Origin of the sequence: Flagellimonas sp. CMM7 (assembly GCF_021390195.1) — a bacterium.
GTDB lineage: Bacteria > Bacteroidota > Bacteroidia > Flavobacteriales > Flavobacteriaceae > Flagellimonas.
This window is the reverse complement of the sequence record NZ_CP090003.1, coordinates 1,596,691-1,616,356: the sequence shown is the minus strand read 5'-3', so window position 1 is coordinate 1,616,356 and position 19,666 is coordinate 1,596,691. Positions and strand designations below refer to the sequence as shown.

The following is a 19,666-nucleotide window of genomic DNA, read 5'->3' as shown; positions in this document are numbered from 1 at the left end:
TCTTTTTGAAGCTTCTTCGTTTTCCGCTACCTTTAAAACTACAAATTTCAAAACTATGCGGAGACTTCTTCTTTTGCTTCTTGCAACCGGTGCACTGCAATTTTCAACAGCACAAAAACAAAACTTTTCCTATCTGGACATTTTTGATTTACAATATGTTTCCGACCCACAGATTTCTCCGAATGGTGAGTGGGTAGTATATCGCAGAATGGATTATGATATTATGAAAGATCGCTCCGTTGGAAACTTGTGGTTGGTTAAAGCAGATGGTAGCCAACATCAAAAAATGACCTCTAGAGAGGTTAGTGAAAGTAGTCCGGTATGGTCTCCCTCAGGAGATCGCATTGCATTCTCAAGTAGCACAAATGAAGGTTCTGAAATTTATATGTACTGGGTGACTTCTGGAAAGATTGCAAAATTGACCCAACTCCCTTTTAGCCCAAGTTCCCTGACATGGTCGCCGAACGGGAAAAATTTGGCATTTTCAATGAATGTCCCCAAGGCTCCACCAGTTATTGCCAAAGCCCCTAAAAAACCTAAAGGAGCAGAATGGGCAGAGGCCCCAAGAATTACAGACCGTGTATATCACGAGGCTGATGGAAGGGGTTATATAAAACCAGGATTCAACCATATTTTTATAATTTCTTCAGAAGGAGGGGCACCCCGCCAAATAACTTCCGGAGATTGGCATCATAGAGGTACGCTATCTTGGAGTACTGACGGTAGTAAAATCTACTTTTCGGCCAATAGAAATGAAAACTGGGAATACGATTTTCGCAATAGTGAAATCTATTATGTAGAGGTTCAGAATGGAAAAATAAGTGCGTTAACGGATAGAGATGGCCCGGATTACAGCCCACAGATTTCTCCAAATGGAAAATACATTGCTTATATAGGTATTGAGGATAAAAGGGAGGCCTATCAAGTTCGCAAGCTGCACATTATGAATGCAGATGGAAGTAACAAAAGAAGTATAACGGACACTTTGGACAGAACCGTTTCCAATATCCATTGGGATGCTAAAAGCAACGGACTTTACTTTGATTATGACGATAAAGGTAATGGCAAGATTGGCTATGTTTCCCTTTCAGGAGAGATTTCAAAACTAGCGGATAACAGGGGAGGAACTATACTGGGAAGACCTTATGGAAGCGGTTCGCACAGTGTTTCCAAAAACGGTACAATTGCCTATACAAATTCGCGACCCGATTATCCGTCAGATTTGGCAATTTTAAGCCTGAAGGCAAAAACCCCAAAGAAAATAACAGCTTTGAACAAAGCACTTTTAGATTACAGAACCTTAGGAAAAGTAGAAGAGGTTTGGTACAAATCTTCATTTGATGGTCGTGATATTCAAGGTTGGGTGGTCTATCCGCCAAATTATGATGCTACTAAAAAATATCCATTTATGGTAGAAAATCACGGTGGTCCTATTGCAAATTACGGAGATCGTTTTTCAATTGAAATGCAATTATATGCTTCAGCAGGATATATTGTTTTTTACCCCAATGCCAGGGGGAGTACCAGTTATGGTGAAGAATTTGGCAACTTGCTTTTAAACAATTATCCAGGCCAAGATTATGATGATACCATGGATGGTGTGGATCATTGTATCAAAATGGGGATTGCGCATGAAGATCAATTATTTGTAACTGGTGGAAGTGCTGGGGGAATCATGTCAGCGTGGATGATTGGAAAAAACAAGCGTTTTGAAGCAGCGGTAGTAGCTAAACCTGTAATGAACTGGATTAGTAAGACCTTGGTGGCCGACAACTATTTTGGTTATGCCAATTCTAGATATTCTGGACAGCCTTGGGAAAATTTTGAAGGGTATTGGAAATTTTCCCCTCTTTCTCTCGTTGGTAATATAGAGACCCCAACTATGGTAATGGTGGGGATGAACGATTTACGCACACCACCAAGTGAAGCCAAACAACTGTATCACGCCCTTAAATTGCGTAAAATTGAAACCGTGTTGGTTGAAATTCCCGGTGCGAGCCACGGAATTGCAAACAAACCAAGCAATTTGATAACCAAAATTGCACATACAGTTGCATGGTTTGATAAGTATAGAACAGATAAAGAAAATGACTAAAAAGAAAAGGCACCAGTTATGGAATGTGTTGATTGTTCTCACGCTTATAACCTGTGCTTTTGCTTTTATACTTCATTATAAGAATTGGCACAAAATTGAAGAAGGGAAGTTTAGAGTTCTTTCAGGAGTGTACTACCAGAAAATTCCTATTTCAGAAATTGATAGTATTAACCTTGTAAAAAAGCTTCCAGAAATGGAGCGCTTTAATGGATTTTCTTGGATGGCCAAAGAAAAAGGTGTTTTCAAGGATTCTCTATCTCAATCTAAGGTATATGTTTTTGTAGATGACTTAAGACAGGAAAAAATAAGGCTGGTTCATCATGATTCACTCAAAATATTCCTAAACTTTAATGATAGTTTACAAACCCAAGAAGTTTATAATTTATTGAACAACAAATTGATGGCTACCTTAAAAAGCCAAAATTGATATTGTAAACGTATTTACTCAAGCAATGATAATTTTGTCTAGATTTTACCTATGAAAACTGTCTTTTATACCATTTTTTTGTTGCCTTTTTTCATGTTGTCCCAGAATACTATTTCGGTTCATGTACACAATGTTCCATCAACAGAAGGGAACATAAATGTGGCGGTTTATGATTCAGGTGAAACCTTTTTGACCTTTGAAGGGGTTGTCAAAACTGGAACTACAGCCGCAAAAGAAGGAATGGTTATGCTAAACATAGAGAATGTGCCTCCAGGCGAATATGCAGTTGCGGTGTTTCATGATCAAAATGGCAATGATATACTTGATAAAAATTGGTTGGGAATTCCAAAGGAAAAAGTAGCTTTTTCAAAATCAAAAATGAAAACTTTTGGCCCTCCAAAATACAAGGAATGCTGCTTTAGGGTGACTAGGGATACCGAGGTCAATGTTATTTTCTAATAGTATTTTATACGTTTAACAAATATGGAAACAATTCTACTTGCTCAAATTATGGGTAGCTTTTATGGTCTTCTGGCTATTGTTTTTGGAGCATTTGGAGCCCATGCATTAAAAAAGAAATTGACCCCAGAACAACTTCATAGTTTTGAAACCGGGGTCAAATACCAAATGTACCACGCCATATTGTTAGTGGTGCTTAGCTTTAACCTTGGGTTTGACCAGCCCATTGACAAGTACATTGTTAATTGTTTTGTTATGGGTACTTTACTATTTTCCTTTAGTATCTATGGTCTTTGTTTAAGCGCATCAAAAGGAAAAAAACTAAGATTTCTTGGACCCATAACACCTATTGGGGGATTGTTGCTCGCAATAGGTTGGGGCTTATTATTATATTCTTTTATAGCTCCCATGCTCTAAAGCCGTAAGTACATATTGCCATTTATGGTATTTAATTCCAGACGGTAGGTTGCACTATTAAAATTCCCCTCCACTTTTTGGCCAACATGACGATCGGTAACCTTTAAATCCATTTTTTCATCTGCGTAAATTTGACCGTTAACGGTTTCAGCGGTAAGTCTTGAGTTTGCCAAAACCAGATCTATTTCCCCATTTATGGTTTTAAGGTCAAGATTGCCATTGTATTTTTTAATGTCAATATTACCGTTGATCAAGTCCGCTGTAAAATCAGCTTCAATAATATCTGATTTAAGATCACCATTTATGCTGGTCACATTGAAGCTTGCATTTTTGGGTACATAGAGAACATAATTAAATTCATACATATCGCTGGTATTGTAGTACGTGGTTTCTCTATTTGAACTATTTTTTTTCCATTCGTTATAAAAAGCCTTAATAATTGGTTTTGATACCGAACTAATATTGATATAACCATTGTTCTCTTCCACATTTAATTTGTACAGATCTAAGTATTTGTCATTTTTGGTCATTAGTGTTGCCTTAAAATAAACTTTGGATTTATCCCAAGTTTTAACTACAATATCCGAAGCAAATTTCACGTCAAGATCTATAACTTGGTTGTTATAATTGATACTTTTTTCAATAACTTTTTGGGCATTAACAGATAGGCTGATGAAACCCAATGCCAATAGGATTGCTACATTTTTCATGACTGTTCTGTTTGTTGATTATTGTTTTCTTAAATAAATATTTCCATTCGTGGACTTTAGCGAAATGTTTACACCACCATTATTTATGGTTGCCTTTACCTTTCTTCCAGATATTGACTTTAAACCATCTTTTTCCTCTCTCTTAAATTCAAAGTTTGTATAAATGTCTCCGTTTCTTGTGCTCAAGGCTAAATCTGCTGGAGTACTTGAAGGCATAGTAACATCAACCTCTCCGTTTGTGGTGTAGATTGAAATAGGGGAATCTTGTTTTACCGTTCCAAACGTTACCGTAACCTCACCGTTAAGGGCATTTGCGGTCACTGGCCCGTTCACGTCAGTAATTTCAATACTGCCATTTAGCTGAGCATCTGCTTCAATTTCTCCTGAAAAACCATCAATTTCTATGTCGCCGGCCCACGTGCTTACAACCGATACATTTTGGTTCTTTGGAAGGAATATTTCAGCACCTTCAGATTTTCTTAAATTTTTTACTATCAGTGTATTGCCGTCCTGTACTACATAGAAACCAACGTCTGTATTGTCATTGCCTCCCTCACCAACTAATCTGAGTCCTTTGGCTTTTTCAGATGTTTTGGAGCTTCTACTGCCCTTGATCAGTAACTCATTGGTACTATATGATTTTAAAGTGATATCCGATTTGGATTCAATTTTCACCCATTCTATTCCACTTAATGATTTGGTATATCCTTTTTGGGCGGTGGTAATTGTACTAAATGCAAATGCGATTAAAAGAATTGTTACGTGTTTCATGATTTTTCGTTTTTTGATGTTTATATAATTTTAGGTAACCCTAGTTTGATTTCATTTTTTACAAAGGGCTGTGTGTCCTCTTGTTCTAATAATTTCTTCATCGGTGCTGCCGCTTTCTTTTCTTGGATTTTAACCAAAGATTGAATAATAGCAATTTGTATACTTGGATTTTTTTCAATTTTCAGGGCCTCTATAAATGCTGTCTTTACAGTTTCTGATGCAGTGAATTTGGATAAGGCTTCGAAGGCGTTTAATCGTACATTGTCATTCTCATCATTCAACAATCTGTTTGCCAATGCAATTACAATGGTCTCATCTGGTTTTGAAAACTCTTCAATATAATTGACCCCTTGAATACGCTTACTTGCAGATTGATTCTCCATTAAGGAAAGCATTGCTGTTTGTTTAAACTGTAAACTTTCATCTAGCAAGAAAGCAATATCTTCATTGGATTTTTCTTGTTGGAGAAATCTTCCCATCTGAAAAGAAGCGACCAACAACGCAATACTTGCTGCTACTTTGAGCATATTGGAAGCCCATCCCGTCTTTCTTCTTTCCGAAGAAATAGGAACCACTTTGGTCGTTCCCATTTTTTCTTCCTGTAAGGCTTTATCAAATTTTGCACTGAGACTTTCCGTTGGAACTGAAATAGATTCATCTTCAAAAGCTTTGAACAATATTTTCATTTCATCCAATTCCAACTTACATTGAATGCAACCAGCAATGTGTTGTTCTATCCTTTCCTTTTCCTTCTTGCTCAACGTATTGTCCAGATATTCCAGGAACAAGTTTGTAACATGATTTTTTTCCATGCTTATATGTTTTCTAAATAAATACTCTTTAGTTTTTTTAAAATTCTGCACACCCTTGTTTTAACTGCCCCTGGAGTGCTTCCTACTATTTCTGCCAATTCTTCGTACCGGATTTCCTGAAACCGGTTTAAAATGACCAACTCACGATCTGTGGCATCCAGTTTGTTCAGCGCACTTTGCAAATGGGAATATTCTTCTTGCCTATTGTCTTCATTTTCCACTTGTTTATATTCCAATACATCTATATCGTCATGATTTTTATGGTTTCTGGTAAAATGTGTTTTTAAGTCATTTCTTGCTATGGTAAACAACCATGCTTTAAAAGAGCCATTTTTGTAAGAGCTTCTATACTTGATCAGTTTATAAAAAACATCTTGCGTTAAATCTTCACTCAACATTTTGTCTCCGGACATTTTGTATAAAAAATTATACACATGCCTATGGTGTTTATCAAAAAGTACCTTGAGTAAATCTAGATTGCCCGCGGCAACTTTTTGCATTACTATTTCATCTGAGAGCTCTTTCAAAAGATGTTTTTAGTTGATCTTCTAACCTATATAATCAGGAATTTATAAAAGGTTACAGCAGGAATATAATTTTTTCAATTTAAATTCCTGAAAGCACTGAAAAGTTGGTGATATAATATAGTGGAATACTTAGCTGCAACCGCAACCGTCTTGCCCACAAGATTTTGTGGTTTTTTTTCTAGAAGGGATCAATGACTTTGGAAGAACAAATTTTAATACCAAATAGCCAACAGCAATTGTTAAAATTAAATATACCAGTATGTGCTGAACAATTTCCATTTATTTTAGGATTTGATATGCCGTCAAAGCAACAAGATAAGCAAAAACGCTCATAAATATTAGTTGAAGCAAAGGCCATTTCCATGAGTTAGTCTCTTTTTTAACAATAGCTAACGTACTCATACATTGCATTGCGAAAGCGTAGAATAACATTAATGAAATGCCAGATGCTAGGTTGAACAATGGTTTTTTGCCTGAATGATGTAACTCTGCAGCCATTCTACTTTTAATAGTTTCCTCTTCATCATTGCCTACACTATAGATGGTTGCCAAGGTTCCAACAAAAACTTCACGCGCAGCGAAAGATGTTAAAACGGCAATGCCAATTTTCCAATCGTAGCCTAATGGCCTAACCAAAGGTTCAATGGCTTTTCCGGCATACCCTATATAAGAATGTTCCAGTTTATAACTGGAAATTTCCTGCGCTCTAGCTCTTTCTTTTAGTTGACCTGTCATTATCTGCACAGAGTCTTGGAGCGATTTTAAACCAATGGCATTGGATTGATCTACAATGCTCAATTTGGTGCTGCGCATGTAGGCATCAATGTTGTTCTGAATATAGTTTTTACTATACTTAGAAAGGCCTTCCTCTTCAATTCTTTTGTTGACTATACTTTCCGCGTTTTTAAAATCTTCCGAATATCCATTAGATCCCAGAAACCAAAGCACAATGGAAATGGCTAAAATGATTTTTCCAGCCCCAAAGACAAAGCTCTTGGTCTTTTCTATTACAGTATAAGCCACATTTTTTATAAGAGGAAGTCTATAAGTAGGCATTTCCACCATAAAAAGGGAGCTGCTTTTTATTTTCAAAACCTTGTTTAGAACCATTGCAGAGAAAATGGCCATCCCAAACCCAATAATATATAATAGCATCAAAGTCAAGGCTTGGTAGCTCAAGCCTAGAACACGTCCTTTTGGAATAACAAGGGCAATCAAAATTAAATAAATAGGGAGCCTTGCCGAACAAGTGGTAAAAGGAGTAACCAAAATGGTAATCAGTCGCTCTTTCCAATTTTCAATAGTTCTTGTTGCCATAACGGCCGGAATTGCGCAGGCTGTTCCCGAAATAAGTGGTACCACACTTTTTCCGCTAAGACCAAAAGGGCGCATGAGCTTATCCATTAAAAAGACAACCCTACTCATATATCCGGTTTCTTCTAACAGTGAAATGAACAGAAACAAAAAGGCTATTTGCGGAATAAAGATTACAATGCCGCCTATGCCTGCCAGTATTCCCTCGGCCAGTAAATTGGTAAACACACCTGGGGGCAGTGTATTTTTGATCCATTCGCCAGCCATGGCAAATTGCTGGTCAATAAAATCCTGTGGATAACTGCTCCAATCAAAAATGGCCTGAAAAATGGTCAATAATATGACAAGAAAAATGACATAGCCAAATACCTTATGCGTTAAAACTTTATCAAGAGAGGCCCTAAATCCTTTGGCCGCTTGAAAGTCTACTTTATACGTTTCTTTCAAGGTGCTATTTATAAACTGATAACGTAAAACAGTTTCCTTGTGTTGAAGCTTTTTGAGTTCGTCCTTGGATTTAGTTGAAAAAGAAGTGGCATCCTGAATTCGCTTCTTTTCAATGGCCATAAAGTTTACATCTTGTGTAATGACCAACCATAGTTTGTACAGGTCTTCTTTTGGGAAGGCCTTTTGTAAATGACCAAAATATTCGGGAGAGATTCTGGATGTATCCACATTGGCCCCCGTCGATAAGGTTTTGTAATCAGCGATTAGCTCTTTAATACGTTCAATACCGTTTCCCCTTCGTGTACTGACCAAAGCAATTTTGGTGTCCAATTTTTCTTCCAATGCTTCAATGTCCAAAGAAATACCTTTTCTAGACATTCTATCCGCCATGTTAATGACCAAAATAGTGGGAATTCTAAGGTCTTTGATTTGCGTAAAAAGGAGCAGATTTCTTTTTAGGTTTTCTACATCGCTCACCACTACCGCTACATCCGGGTAATCTTTATCGTTCTTGTTCAATAATAGCTCAACGACCACACTTTCATCTAACGAAGTGGTATTAAGACTATAAGTGCCGGGAAGATCTAGGATATGTACTTTTACACCTCTGGGAAGCTTACAAACACCTTCTTTCTTTTCTACTGTAATGCCTGGGTAATTTCCAACCTTTTGTTTAAGTCCGGTAAGTTGATTGAAGACTGATGTTTTTCCTGTATTGGGATTGCCAATTAGTGCAACATTTATGCTTTTGCTCATATGGCTATCGTATCATCAATAATGTCAAGCTCAATTTGCTTGGCCAAAGAGCGGCGTATGGCTATATGGCTTCCATTTACGTTAATATAAATAGGGTCTTTTAAAGGAGCAATCTGAACCAATTCTACGCTGTTTCCGGGCAAACACCCTAGCTCCATTAATTTTATGGGAAGAATATTATCTGAAAATTCCTTTATGATTCCTTTTTGTCCGTGTTCTAAATCTGCAACAGTCGCCACTAAACTTATTTAGATTGATTTTAAGTAAGAGCAAAAGTAAATAAAAATGAGCACATAGGATTCTTAAAGTTTTAAACGATTATTCTGCATAACCAGCCTTTAAAACTTCAAGGTCCTCCAGAAGTTTTTGTATTTCTTCTTTGCTGGTACCATCGTAGAACCCTCTAATCCTTCTTTCCTTATCCACAAGAATAAAATTTTCAGTATGAATCATATCGTAAGGACCTCCATCACCATCATTTTTTACAGCTAAATACGATTTTCTTGCCAGCTCGTAAATCTGTTTTTTATCTCCTGTAACTAGATTCCATTTACTGTCCATAACCCCTTTTTCCAGTGCATACTTTTTTAGTTGAGGCACAGAATCAATAACAGGGGTAACCGAATGGGAAAGCAGCATAACATCTTGGTCATCCAAAATTAAACCTTGAATTTCTGCCATGTTCTTGGTCATGATGGGACAAATAGTAGGGCAGGTGGTAAAAAAGAAATCAGCTACGTAGATTTTGTTTTTATAATCTTTCTGGGTAATCTTTTGCCCGTTTTGATTGATCAACTCAAAATCTGCAATGGTGTGGTACTTCTTTTTGTAGTGTAAAGTACTGTCCACCAATTCTTGACTCACCATGGAGGGTTGAAAAACGGGAAGCATTTTTTTTGGCTGTAAGGCATTGTAAAACAAATAGATAATTACTGCCGAGAGCGCTAAAAGCGTTACTCCAAAGAATTTGTATTTTGAAAAAAAAGCCCTCATCAGTTGCAAAATTACGGCTGAAGGAAGGATTCTTCAAGATAAAACCTAAGTTTTGATGCTAAAACTTTCTTAAAACAAAGTAGTGCTTGGTTTTGCTGTTTTTATATCACTGGCTAAAAGTTTACTTTTGTGCGTTTTAACAGATAAATGCTGATGAGCCCCATTATAATAAAGACCATACAATTCTTTCTTAGTTTGTCCCTACTTATTGTTCTTCATGAACTTGGACATTTTATTCCTGCAAAAATATTTAAGACAAGGGTTGAGAAGTTCTACCTCTTTTTTGATGTAAAGTATTCCCTCTTTAAGAAAAAGATTGGGGAAACCGTTTATGGAATTGGGTGGTTGCCCTTAGGAGGATATGTGAAGATTGCCGGTATGATTGATGAGAGCATGGATACTGAAGCTATGAAAGAAGAGCCAAAACCATGGGAATTCCGTAGTAAGCCAGCTTGGCAACGCCTTATCATTATGTTGGGCGGTGTAACCGTTAATTTTATCCTAGCTGTTATCATTTATATCGGTATGGCCTATTCCTATGGAGACCAGTACATTCCTATGGAGAGCTTACGCGATGGTGTTTGGGTTACAGAAAAGGAAATAGGGGATAAAGTTGGCATACAGACAGGTGATAAAATTATTGCTGTTGATGGAGAAAAACTAAAAACTTTTAATAGTGTTTTTATTGAGTTGATTAACGGAAATACAATAACTATAGATAGGGATGGGCAGCAAATTGAAAAAGAAATCCCAATAGATTTTATTTCTACGCTGCTGGAAGACGAAGAGAAGGTTAGGTTTTTAAGTCTGCGAGCACCCTTTGTCGTAAATAAAGTTTCTAAAGGTTCGCACAACTCAAATACAGGTTTTATGGCCAAGGATGAGTTTTTGTCCATTAATGGCTCAGAAGCTGTTTACAGAGATCAGGTGATGGCACTTTTGGAAGAAAATAAGGGTAAGGACATCAACATAAAAGTAAGTAGGGCAGACGGAACAGAAGCTGATTTGGTGGCCAAGGTAAGTGATGATGCGAAGCTGGGCATAGAAATAGGTGGGTTTACCATGAAGGACCTAGAAGATAGAGGATACTTTAGAATTCAAACCCAAAAATATACTTTTCTAGAAGCCATACCGGCAGGAATAGATAAAGGGGTTACAACCTTATCCAGCTATGTAAAACAACTTAAAAAAATATTCAATCCTTCAACAGGTGCTTATAAAGGTGTTGGTGGTTTTGCTGCCATAGGCAGTATGTTCCCAGATACTTGGGACTGGGCAGCTTTTTGGTCCACAACTGCTTTAATATCCATTATTCTTGCTTTTATGAACATCTTGCCAATACCTGCTTTAGATGGTGGCCATGTAATGTTTTTGTTGTATGAAATGGTAACGGGAAGAAAGCCAAGCGATAAATTTTTGGAGTATGCACAAATGGTTGGGTTCTTTCTTTTAATAGGATTATTGCTGTTTGCAAATGGTAATGATTTGTATAAATGGCTTTTTAAATAGAAAACCACTTTTTTTGCTTGTTGCATTTTAAAGAAACTCCTATATTTGCACCCGCTTAGGGTAAAATATTCCTCCTTAGCTCAGTTGGTTAGAGCATCTGACTGTTAATCAGAGGGTCCTTGGTTCGAGCCCAAGAGGGGGAGCATTAATAGTAAGGCTTTAGAGAAATTAAACTCTGGAGCCTTTTTTATTTGCACATAAATAGGACATAGTTTTCTCTCAAAACCATTTCATATAAAATGAGAGTAAACTTTAATTTGAAAAGGTCATAGGAAAATAGAATTTACCGGAACAGCCGAAAAATTGGTCAAATCCTTCTAAACATCTTGTACGTTTGTATTATTGATTTTGAGTATCCTACAAAATATGAATTTAGTAAATTTGTAGATGTATGAAAGAAATCTTAAGGCGTTGTTTCGCTTTTCTTCTAATCGGTTTATTGCTGATCAAGGTTTCTGCGTTTCATGTTTACGAGCATCAAAATAACTTAGACAATCCTTTAGAACATTGCGAACATTGTTTGCTGGCTTTCGATGGACAACAATTTGAAGGATTGATACCTTCAAACCCTGTCCCACAAAAGTTCTTAACGCCTGTTATTTCCAAGCAGAAAATAGTTTCTTCTAAATTTTCGTTTACAAATACAGCTAAGCTCGTTAGTCTATTTTCTAGGCCTCCTCCTTCACAAATGGTCTAGAACCAACCCATTTATCCGTAAGATAGCTCAGAACTTATAATCTATTGTGCCAGAAAACCAACGTTTTGCAACTCTTGTTTATTGGCAGGACATATGCGAATTAAGGTTTCCCCAGGGCACCTAACTATCTGTTTGGTTATGTCCTCCAAAGTGGGAATGTCTTAGCAATTGACTTCAAGAAAGTTGAACGAAGAGATGAAACCCATCTATTAATTATTACAAACCATTGAATCATATGACTAATCCCAATTCGGGGTGCAAACCAAAAGCTTATGCAATCTTATAGAAGATTATTTTTAAAAAAACTTTCCTTGGGCACCCTAGGTTTAGGAATACCTCTGAGCAAGCTTTGGCCAATGGCATCAAATGGGGATCGATTCTCCACCAAAGGAGTAAATCCGTGGTTGGAGATTTCAAAAAATGCATATCTGCACAATGCGGAAATCATTTCAAAAATGGCAAAGGGAACTGCAATCCTGGCGGTGCTTAAAAACAATGCCTATGGTATTGGTGATGTTGAAGTGGCAAAAATTCTTGATGAAAGCCCTCATATTCATGGGTTCGCTTTTGTAAAGGAAACCCGATGTCTGGCACTTAGAAAAGCAGGCGTAAAAAAGCCCATTCTTTTGATGGGGGATTTTGCGACAGACTTGGGGGAGGTTTTAATCAAGGAAGACATCACATTGAGTATATTCTCCAAAGAGTCGTTAAAAAAAATTATGGCCTTGCCTAAACATGACGAACAAAAGATTAAAGTGCAGCTGTATTTTGATACCGGATTGGGGCGTATGGGGATACCATATGATGCCGATTTAGACTGGATAAAAGAATTGGCCCAACAAGATCATGTCAGCATTACGGGACTGTTTTCTACTCTTACAACCCCGCCAGATTTTGCGAAAGAGCAAATTAAAAGGTTCAAGACCTTGGCTAACGAGCTTGCAGGAATGGGCATCAAGGTAGAACACCAACATGTGGCACCTTCCCTATCCCTACTAGACCTAGAGGAATCATATTTGAATTTGGTACGACCAGGAATTCTGTTGCATGGATCCTTTCCATTGTTAAAAATGTCCCTATCAAAGCAGTTTCCGCTAAGACCAACCTATAGATTGAGGGCAAGAGTAATTCGTATGGAACTTCTTAAAAAAGGAGATACGATTGGCTTTTCTAGGTTTTACAAGATTCCCGAAGATCAATGGATTGCAACCATTCCCATCGGGTGGGCCGAAGGTTATTCCAGTGCTGCCGAAAATGGGGCGAAGGTCTTGATCAATGATAAACTATTTACTGTGGTTAATGTCAATTCCAGCCATTGCAACGTGATGATAGGAAAGGAAAAACAGGTGGAGGTAGGGGAGACCGCAACTTTGATCGGCCCAGATGCTCCAGAAATTACTCCAGAAGGTTTTGCCCAATTGATTGATGGACATAACTACCTACAAATCAATTACAAAGAATCCCTACCCAAATATGTGTTCGATGATTTTGATTAGAAAACCAATATGCGCACTAGCGCTACTGATAGTATCTGTACTGCATAGCCAGAGCCAATTCATTGAAATAGGCAAGGATAGCGCTGCTATTTATGTTGAAGATTTTGGAAAAGGAAAACCAGTACTGTTTATTCCTGGTTGGACCATGACCACGGAATTTTTTTCGAACCAACGGGACTATTTTGAGGATAAGTTCCGATACATTTCTTACGACCCCAGAAGTCATGGCAAATCCGCAAAAACCCGTTCTGGACACACCTATAAAAATCATGCCATTGATTTAAGGGGAATTATCCAAAAGCTAAACCTCAAGGATGTGGCCCTTGTGGGATGGTCAAGCGGCAGCGCAACCATCTATGAATATGTGCAATTGTATGGAATAGAAGGCTTAAGTCATCTCGTTTTTATCGATGAGCCTCCCAAATGGATAGGTGATAACACTGACGAGTGGGTCTATGGAACTTTTGAAGGCTATCGTGAAAGTTTAAAAGATTTGATTTCGGACCGAAAAGCCTATGCCTCTAGCACGGTCAATTGGATGACATTAAAAGATTTGGATAGCGTTCAAGAGCATTGGATGGTCAATCAAATGTTGATGACACCAAACGATGCTGCGTTGAGTCTATATATAGACGGTATGGCGAGCGATTATAATGAAATTGTCATAGGTTTAAATGGAAAGATACCTATGCTTTTTATGCTTCGGGAATCCTGGTATGACGAGGGACAGAGTTGGCTAAGCAACAATGTTCCTCAGGCCAAGGGTGTTTCTATTGAAAGTCATGCAGCATTTTGGGATAATACAGACCATTTTAATACAGCATTGGAATCTTTTATTGCGAACAAACTTTAAAGCATAGACCAATTGAATGTTATGAATGGTATTTTGAGATTCATATTGAATTATATAAACATGCTTTATGGGATATCATCATTTTTTTTACTTGTATTGTTATCCTGTAAAGAGGATCGGTCTTCAATACCAATAACCACCATCGATCATGAAAAGGTTGATGTTCTTTTTGGTAAAGACGTATCTGAAGTACTTTTTGACCATCTATACGTAGTTTTGGATAGTGTTTCATACGCACAATTTACTCGTGAAGATTCTTGGATAAATACGTATGCTTCGTTGGACAAAGGGTTGCCAAATTTTGAATCTATTGATGAAAAGACGACCTCATGCTACCTCAGAGGACATGAACATTACATTGAACTTCTTGGGCCCAATAACAAATTCCAAGAACCCGTCGGTAAAAGTGGAGTTGGTTTTTCGCTCCGTAATGGAGGTGAGCATTTCCATATGGGTGTAGCACCCAAATTGAAACAATCTGGAACACCTTATTTAAGTGCTTCAGAAACTGTGGATATGAGTATTGGAGAAAAGGAAGCCATCTGGTTCAAGGCCTTTTATTCCCCGAGCAAGGGAACTTCGGTCCAAACATGGTACGCCTTCTACAACCCAGCATTTCTGGATAGTTTGTTTCATGAAACACATGATAATTATTCTCGAGAAGCATTTTTAAAGAAATCATATAAAAAAGAACACCTTTTTGAAAGGATAAAGCAAATTTCCATAACGTGTACCCCACAAGACTATGAACGGATCTCTCAAGAAATGAGACATTTGGGGTGTAGCCTATTGAAAAAAGAAGGAAGAACCCTTACCATTGCAGGTGGAGATGTGTCTATTACCATAACCCCTTCAACTGCCATTGAATTTAGTAGAATCACCCAAATTAAATGCGGGTTAAATACGGAGGATAATAGTGTGACTCATTTAGGGAATCTAACTATTACCAACCTTGGGACAAAATCAATATGGAACTTTGAGAACTTGTATAAAAATCAACCTTAAAACAATTAATAACCCTTTAAAACGAAAGAAATGAAAATGAAAACACCCAATTTACTTGCCACAATGCTTTTAACAATGCTTATAGTGGTCTCTTGCAAACAAAAAAAGGAAAATACCGAGCAAGCTGAAGAGCAAGTGCCTGTCCAGACTGAACAACCAAAAATCACCTTAGAAAAATTGGGAGGGTCCCCAGCCTATGCCTATGCCGTTTTGCAACTGGAGGTGCCCAAGAGTATGACCATTGCCAAAGGTGGGGAAGTGGACTTTATCTTTACAATGAACAACTACGAGTTGGGCGCACAGACCGAAGGTCCGAATGCCGAACGTTTGGCCAACTCTGGGAAAGGACAGCACATCCACTTTATTTTGAACAACCAGCCGTATTCTGCTCACTACGAACCTGCCTTCGCCAAGGAGATACCCGATGGAGTGCACCATTTGGTGGCCTTTTTAAGCCGGTCGTACCATGAATCGGTTAAGAATGAAAACTCCGTTGTCGTGAAGAAACTCGAAATAGGCCCCAATGCCATGGACTCCTTGGGATTGGACATGGAGGCACCTACTTTAATTTATAGTCGACCTAAGGGAACATATACTGGCAAGGACACAGAGAACTTGCTGTTGGACTTTTTTGTACTGAATACCACCCTCTCAGAAGATGGGAATAAGGTGAAAGCTACTGTAAATGGTGAGGAGTTTATGATTTCCGAATGGGCTCCGCATGTGCTTAAAGGATTGCCAATGGGTGAGGTTACCATTTCGTTGGAGTTAGTGGATGCCGAAGGAAATCTAATTCCAGGGCCATTTAATAAAGTGACCAGAACAGTGACTCTTACAGAATAGTAGGCAACAATTCTTTGTCTTGTTATAAAGGTAAAAAGGTCTCATTCTAGTTTTCAGGGAGAGGCCTTTTTTATTTGCACAATGCCTTGAAACGATTCTGATTTTGAGGTGCTGTATACGACTCAAACCTTATCTAAATCTACCGTTCATAATTTGTCAATCGAGTTCAAAAATGTTGGTCATCGCATAGATTTCATCAATCAGGGGCGTGGTAACATCATTGTTTCCAGCACCAATATTTATGGTTGTAATGACAGCTTCCCCTATGATATGTCTCCCTTTTAGTTTACCATCCTCATCTTTGTGTATGCCCTCTATTGGGTAAGTATCGAGAAAATTTGCCAGCTGTGTATTGGAGTAAGACGTTTTCAGCCCCCAAATGGCATGTAGAATTAGGGGTTCTCCTGTTGGGGAAATACCAACATATAGCATATTGTGTCCCTTCTTTCTCAAAATGGTTAAAAACGGAACTCCTTTTTCCTTTATTAACTTCACCTTTTCCTCTGCCATGTTTGGAAATTCATATTTATGGCCTATCTCTATTTGATCTTTGGAGTCCCTGGGTACCCAAACTCGGTAAGTACCTAATAAATCGCGAATCAGGGAAGAGCAATCCCTGTTCTCTAAGTTTCCTCCCCACCCATAGGGCCTTCCGATTAAATTAGAAACCAATGGCTTAATATTGGCTTCATTGAACGCAAAGCCATTTAACGCAACGCTATTTCTAGCTATCTCTGCCATTAGAATTTGGGCATTTTGGTTTTCATCGGCGTTAGCATAGTATACGGAGATCTGGTGTGGGTTATTTGAGTTTTTTTCATAAGGCAACACCATTCCCATTTTGGTATTAATCGCATAGTTGGAAACAGTATTGGCCAAGTTAACACGGTCTGATAAAGGCATACAGAAACCATCTTTTGACCATTGCTCAATAAAATCTTCATCTACCAGTGCAACATCGTGCATCGATACCCAACCTTTATAATAAGGACTGATGACATAACACCATTGCTTGTCATTTGAAATGTGAAGCATCATTAATGGCGTGTTGGCCCACAAATTTGTTTCCTGAAAATAATCAAATGGATAACCCTCACCGGCCTTTGAGTACTTGTCAAAACCTGGCCGGTTTGTTGGGATTCTTCTCAAATCGGTATGCGCTATAACAATTCCTTTTTGCAGAAAGTTGGGAAAATTATCAGTGTTGATATTATTCACAATTTCTTCTCGTTGCCATGATGCATGGGGTTTCTTGTTCTCCCCATACCATTCGTCATCATCAAGATATTTTTCTAAATAAGTTATTTCTCTTCCAGGAAATGTATCTAAAGAGGCAAGAAGTTTCTCAGGGGTAGATTCCCATGGGACAAAGAAATTTTCAATAAACTCATTTTGAAGAGAATCTGGAATTTGAACCTGATTATTTGGATATTCTAAATAATCTGGCGCAAAAGTTTTGACCTCAATGATAAGTTCTTCTTTCTGTCCATTTCTGCAGCCCAGAAATAAAGAACAACCAAAAATCAAAATTATTAAAAGGGTCCGCATAGCAATTGTTATTTATGGTCCATCTTAAAATGTAATTTAATGAGACTGGAAAGTACTTCTAATCTATCAATTCACAAACATATTGACGAAACAAAATCCAATGTGGTTTTTAAACTTAGTTCCTTATCCAATTTTTGTACTTTAGGACACCTAAAAATTAACTATGAAAACGTTTTTTTCATTTTTTTCTGCTTTTCTACTTCTATCGCAGTTTTCAATTGCCCAGGACCGAATCACAGGTGAACCTTTTGCTACCCGATCTGTGGTATTGGGCCAAAATGGGATGGTGGCAACAAGTCACCCCTTGGCCACCCAAATAGGACTTGATATGCTTAAAAGCGGTGGGAATGCCATTGATGCTGCCATAGCGGCTAACGCTGCATTGGGGCTCATGGAACCTACAGGATGTGGAATAGGAGGAGATCTTTTTGCTATTGTTTGGGACGGGAACACAAAGAAATTATATGGCCTTAATGCCAGTGGCCGTTCACCCCAAAAGCTCACTTTAGAATACTTTGAAAAGCAAGGGATGGAGAAAATACCTTCGCATGGACCGCTTCCTGTAAGCGTTCCTGGAGCGGTAGATGGGTGGTTTGAACTTCATCAAAAATTTGGCTCAAAACCCATTACAGAGATTTTGGCCCCTGCTATCGATTATGCAGAAAAGGGCTTCCCGTTAACTGAACTCATAGCTTGGTATATCCAACGTACCGTGCCCTTTTTTGAGTCTAAAGGCTTTCCCAATATTGAGGATACCTACAAATTGCAGAACGGAGGAAAACTGCCCAATGAAGGAGAAATTTATAAAAACCCCTATTTGGCCAACACCTATCGAAAAATTGCTGAAGGTGGACGGGATGCTTTTTACAAGGGGGATATCGCCAAAACCATTGGTAAATTCATCAAAGAAGAAGGAGGTTTTTTATCCGCTAAGGATTTAGCGGCGCATAAATCGGAGTGGGTGGAACCAGTTTCCATCAATTATCGGGGGTATGATGTTTGGGAGCTTCCCCCAAATGGACAAGGGATAGCAGCACTTCAAATGTTACAAATTTTGGAAGGGTATGATTTTTCCAAAATCGAATTCGGTAGTGCGGAGCATTTACATCTCTTTACTGAGGCCAAAAAATTAGCCTTTGAGGACCGTGCCAAATATTATGCTGATATGGACTTTTTTGATGTCCCGGTGGAAGAATTACTCTCCGAAGACTATGCCAAATCAAGAAGGGAACAGATAGGTGAGCGCGCCGGCACTTATGCCGCGGGGGAAATTTCAGCAGGAGAGACCATTTATATGACCGTTGCGGACAATAAGGGTACTATGATATCCCTGATCCAGAGTAATTACAGAGGAATGGGTTCGGGCATGGCGCCTCCAAAACTGGGCTTTATGCTGCAAGACCGTGGAGAATTGTTCAGTCTTAAGCGTGGTCAAGCCAATACTTTTGAACCTGAAAAAAGGCCATTTCACACGATTATCCCTGCTTTTATGACCAAGAATGGTAAACCCTACGCCAGTTTTGGTGTTATGGGTGGCGATTTTCAACCGATGGGGCATACCCAGATTGTGATGAACCTTGTGGACTTTGGTATGAACCTCCAAGAAGCTGGAGATGCACCACGTTGGGACCATACTGGAGGAGCTAGTCCCATGGGAAGAACCACCGAGGACACCGGCTTAATCCGAACCGAATCCGGCGTTCCGTATTCCACCATTCGTGGACTCATGGATAAAGGTCATAAAATGGGAACCGCAAGAGGGATTTATGGAGGGTATCAGGCCATTTTATGGGATGATGGGAATAAGGTCTACCATGGAGCCTCAGAGAGTCGCAAAGATGGACAAGCGGCTGGTTATTAGATTCCCTTAGCTATTTTGAGGCCATTACTGGGATTATGGACATCTTTTATTGTTGTGCGTTTATATATAAAATAAATGCAACTTGGTTGCATTTAAAATCATTTTCATATATTTTTACGACTCAGT

At 38.4% G+C, this 19,666-nt stretch carries 19 protein-coding genes and 1 tRNA gene; 12 read left to right on the top strand and 8 right to left on the bottom strand.

Annotated elements, in window-relative coordinates:
• Positions 1–55: 55 nt before the first annotated feature.
• Genes LV704_RS07385 through LV704_RS07370 form a run of 4 tightly spaced genes read left to right on the top strand, consistent with a single transcriptional unit; the run spans position 56 to position 3,398 of the window.
• Positions 56–2,095, top strand: a complete 2,040-nt coding sequence (locus tag LV704_RS07385; RefSeq protein WP_163421004.1) for a S9 family peptidase — start codon at positions 56–58, stop codon at positions 2,093–2,095.
• Positions 2,088–2,522: a hypothetical protein gene (locus LV704_RS07380; protein ID WP_163421005.1), complete on the top strand. Its 435-nt coding sequence runs from the start codon at positions 2,088–2,090 to the stop codon at positions 2,520–2,522. Before LV704_RS07385 ends, LV704_RS07380 begins: the two co-directional genes overlap by 8 nt.
• 51 nt (positions 2,523–2,573) lie before the next feature.
• Positions 2,574–2,981 carry a DUF2141 domain-containing protein gene (locus tag LV704_RS07375; RefSeq protein ID WP_163421006.1) on the top strand — a complete coding sequence of 136 codons (408 nt, stop codon included), beginning with the start codon at positions 2,574–2,576 and terminating at the stop codon, positions 2,979–2,981.
• A gap of 24 nt (positions 2,982–3,005) precedes the next feature.
• Positions 3,006–3,398 (top strand): DUF423 domain-containing protein, encoded by a 393-nt coding sequence (locus LV704_RS07370; protein ID WP_163421007.1) that lies wholly within the window; start codon positions 3,006–3,008, stop codon positions 3,396–3,398.
• On the opposite strand, the gene LV704_RS07365 is transcribed toward LV704_RS07370, so the two are convergent.
• From LV704_RS07365 to LV704_RS07335, 7 genes are all read right to left on the bottom strand, one after another.
• Positions 3,395–4,108, bottom strand: coding sequence for a hypothetical protein (locus tag LV704_RS07365; protein ID WP_163421008.1), 714 nt, complete (start codon positions 4,106–4,108; stop codon positions 3,395–3,397). The two genes, LV704_RS07370 and LV704_RS07365, sit on opposite strands and share 4 nt — an antisense overlap.
• A gap of 18 nt (positions 4,109–4,126) precedes the next feature.
• On the bottom strand, positions 4,127–4,879 hold the full coding sequence (locus tag LV704_RS07360; protein ID WP_163421009.1) for a DUF4097 family beta strand repeat-containing protein: 753 nt from the start codon (positions 4,877–4,879) through the stop codon (positions 4,127–4,129).
• 20 nt (positions 4,880–4,899) lie between these two features.
• The gene (locus LV704_RS07355) at positions 4,900–5,691 is read right to left on the bottom strand and encodes a HEAT repeat domain-containing protein (RefSeq protein WP_163421849.1); all 792 of its coding nucleotides are present in this window, start codon (positions 5,689–5,691) and stop codon (positions 4,900–4,902) included.
• 2 nt (positions 5,692–5,693) lie between these two features.
• Entirely contained in the window at positions 5,694–6,218 is a 525-nt protein-coding gene (locus LV704_RS07350; protein ID WP_163421010.1) for an RNA polymerase sigma factor, read from the bottom strand.
• Positions 6,219–6,497: 279 nt separating this feature from the next.
• Positions 6,498–8,735 carry a ferrous iron transport protein B gene (feoB, locus tag LV704_RS07345; protein WP_163421011.1) on the bottom strand — a complete coding sequence of 746 codons (2,238 nt, stop codon included), beginning with the start codon at positions 8,733–8,735 and terminating at the stop codon, positions 6,498–6,500.
• Positions 8,732–8,974 (bottom strand): FeoA family protein, encoded by a 243-nt coding sequence (locus LV704_RS07340; RefSeq protein ID WP_163421012.1) that lies wholly within the window; start codon positions 8,972–8,974, stop codon positions 8,732–8,734. Before LV704_RS07340 ends, feoB begins: the two co-directional genes overlap by 4 nt.
• Before the next feature lie 79 nt (positions 8,975–9,053).
• Positions 9,054–9,728, bottom strand: coding sequence for an SCO family protein (locus tag LV704_RS07335; protein ID WP_163421013.1), 675 nt, complete (start codon positions 9,726–9,728; stop codon positions 9,054–9,056).
• 153 nt (positions 9,729–9,881) lie between these two features.
• Between LV704_RS07335 and rseP the strand changes: the two genes are divergently transcribed.
• The 7 genes from rseP (at position 9,882) to LV704_RS07300 (ending at position 16,131) form a co-directional block, all read left to right on the top strand.
• Positions 9,882–11,237, top strand: a complete 1,356-nt coding sequence (rseP, locus tag LV704_RS07330) for an RIP metalloprotease RseP (RefSeq protein WP_163421014.1) — start codon at positions 9,882–9,884, stop codon at positions 11,235–11,237.
• Between the two features lie 69 nt (positions 11,238–11,306).
• Positions 11,307–11,380: transfer RNA gene (locus LV704_RS07325), tRNA-Asn, on the top strand.
• Between the two features lie 248 nt (positions 11,381–11,628).
• Positions 11,629–11,934, top strand: coding sequence for a hypothetical protein (locus LV704_RS07320; protein ID WP_233782168.1), 306 nt, complete (start codon positions 11,629–11,631; stop codon positions 11,932–11,934).
• A 272-nt stretch (positions 11,935–12,206) separates the two neighbouring features.
• Positions 12,207–13,430, top strand: coding sequence for an alanine racemase (gene alr, locus LV704_RS07315; protein ID WP_163421015.1), 1,224 nt, complete (start codon positions 12,207–12,209; stop codon positions 13,428–13,430).
• Positions 13,417–14,283, top strand: coding sequence for an alpha/beta fold hydrolase (locus LV704_RS07310; RefSeq protein WP_163421016.1), 867 nt, complete (start codon positions 13,417–13,419; stop codon positions 14,281–14,283). Before alr ends, LV704_RS07310 begins: the two co-directional genes overlap by 14 nt.
• Positions 14,284–14,304: 21 nt before the next feature.
• Entirely contained in the window at positions 14,305–15,288 is a 984-nt protein-coding gene (locus LV704_RS07305) for a DUF5829 family protein (protein ID WP_163421017.1), read from the top strand.
• A 30-nt stretch (positions 15,289–15,318) separates the two neighbouring features.
• Positions 15,319–16,131, top strand: coding sequence for a hypothetical protein (locus LV704_RS07300; protein WP_233782167.1), 813 nt, complete (start codon positions 15,319–15,321; stop codon positions 16,129–16,131).
• Positions 16,132–16,287: 156 nt separating this feature from the next.
• Here LV704_RS07300 and LV704_RS07295 read toward each other — a convergent pair whose 3' ends face one another.
• Complete coding sequence (locus LV704_RS07295; RefSeq protein ID WP_163421018.1) at positions 16,288–17,679, bottom strand: SH3 domain-containing protein; 1,392 nt, start codon at positions 17,677–17,679, stop codon at positions 16,288–16,290.
• Between the two features lie 163 nt (positions 17,680–17,842).
• On the opposite strand from LV704_RS07295, the gene ggt reads away from it, so the two are divergent.
• The gene (gene ggt, locus LV704_RS07290) at positions 17,843–19,540 is read left to right on the top strand and encodes a gamma-glutamyltransferase (protein WP_163421019.1); all 1,698 of its coding nucleotides are present in this window, start codon (positions 17,843–17,845) and stop codon (positions 19,538–19,540) included.
• Positions 19,541–19,666: the final 126 nt, after the last annotated feature.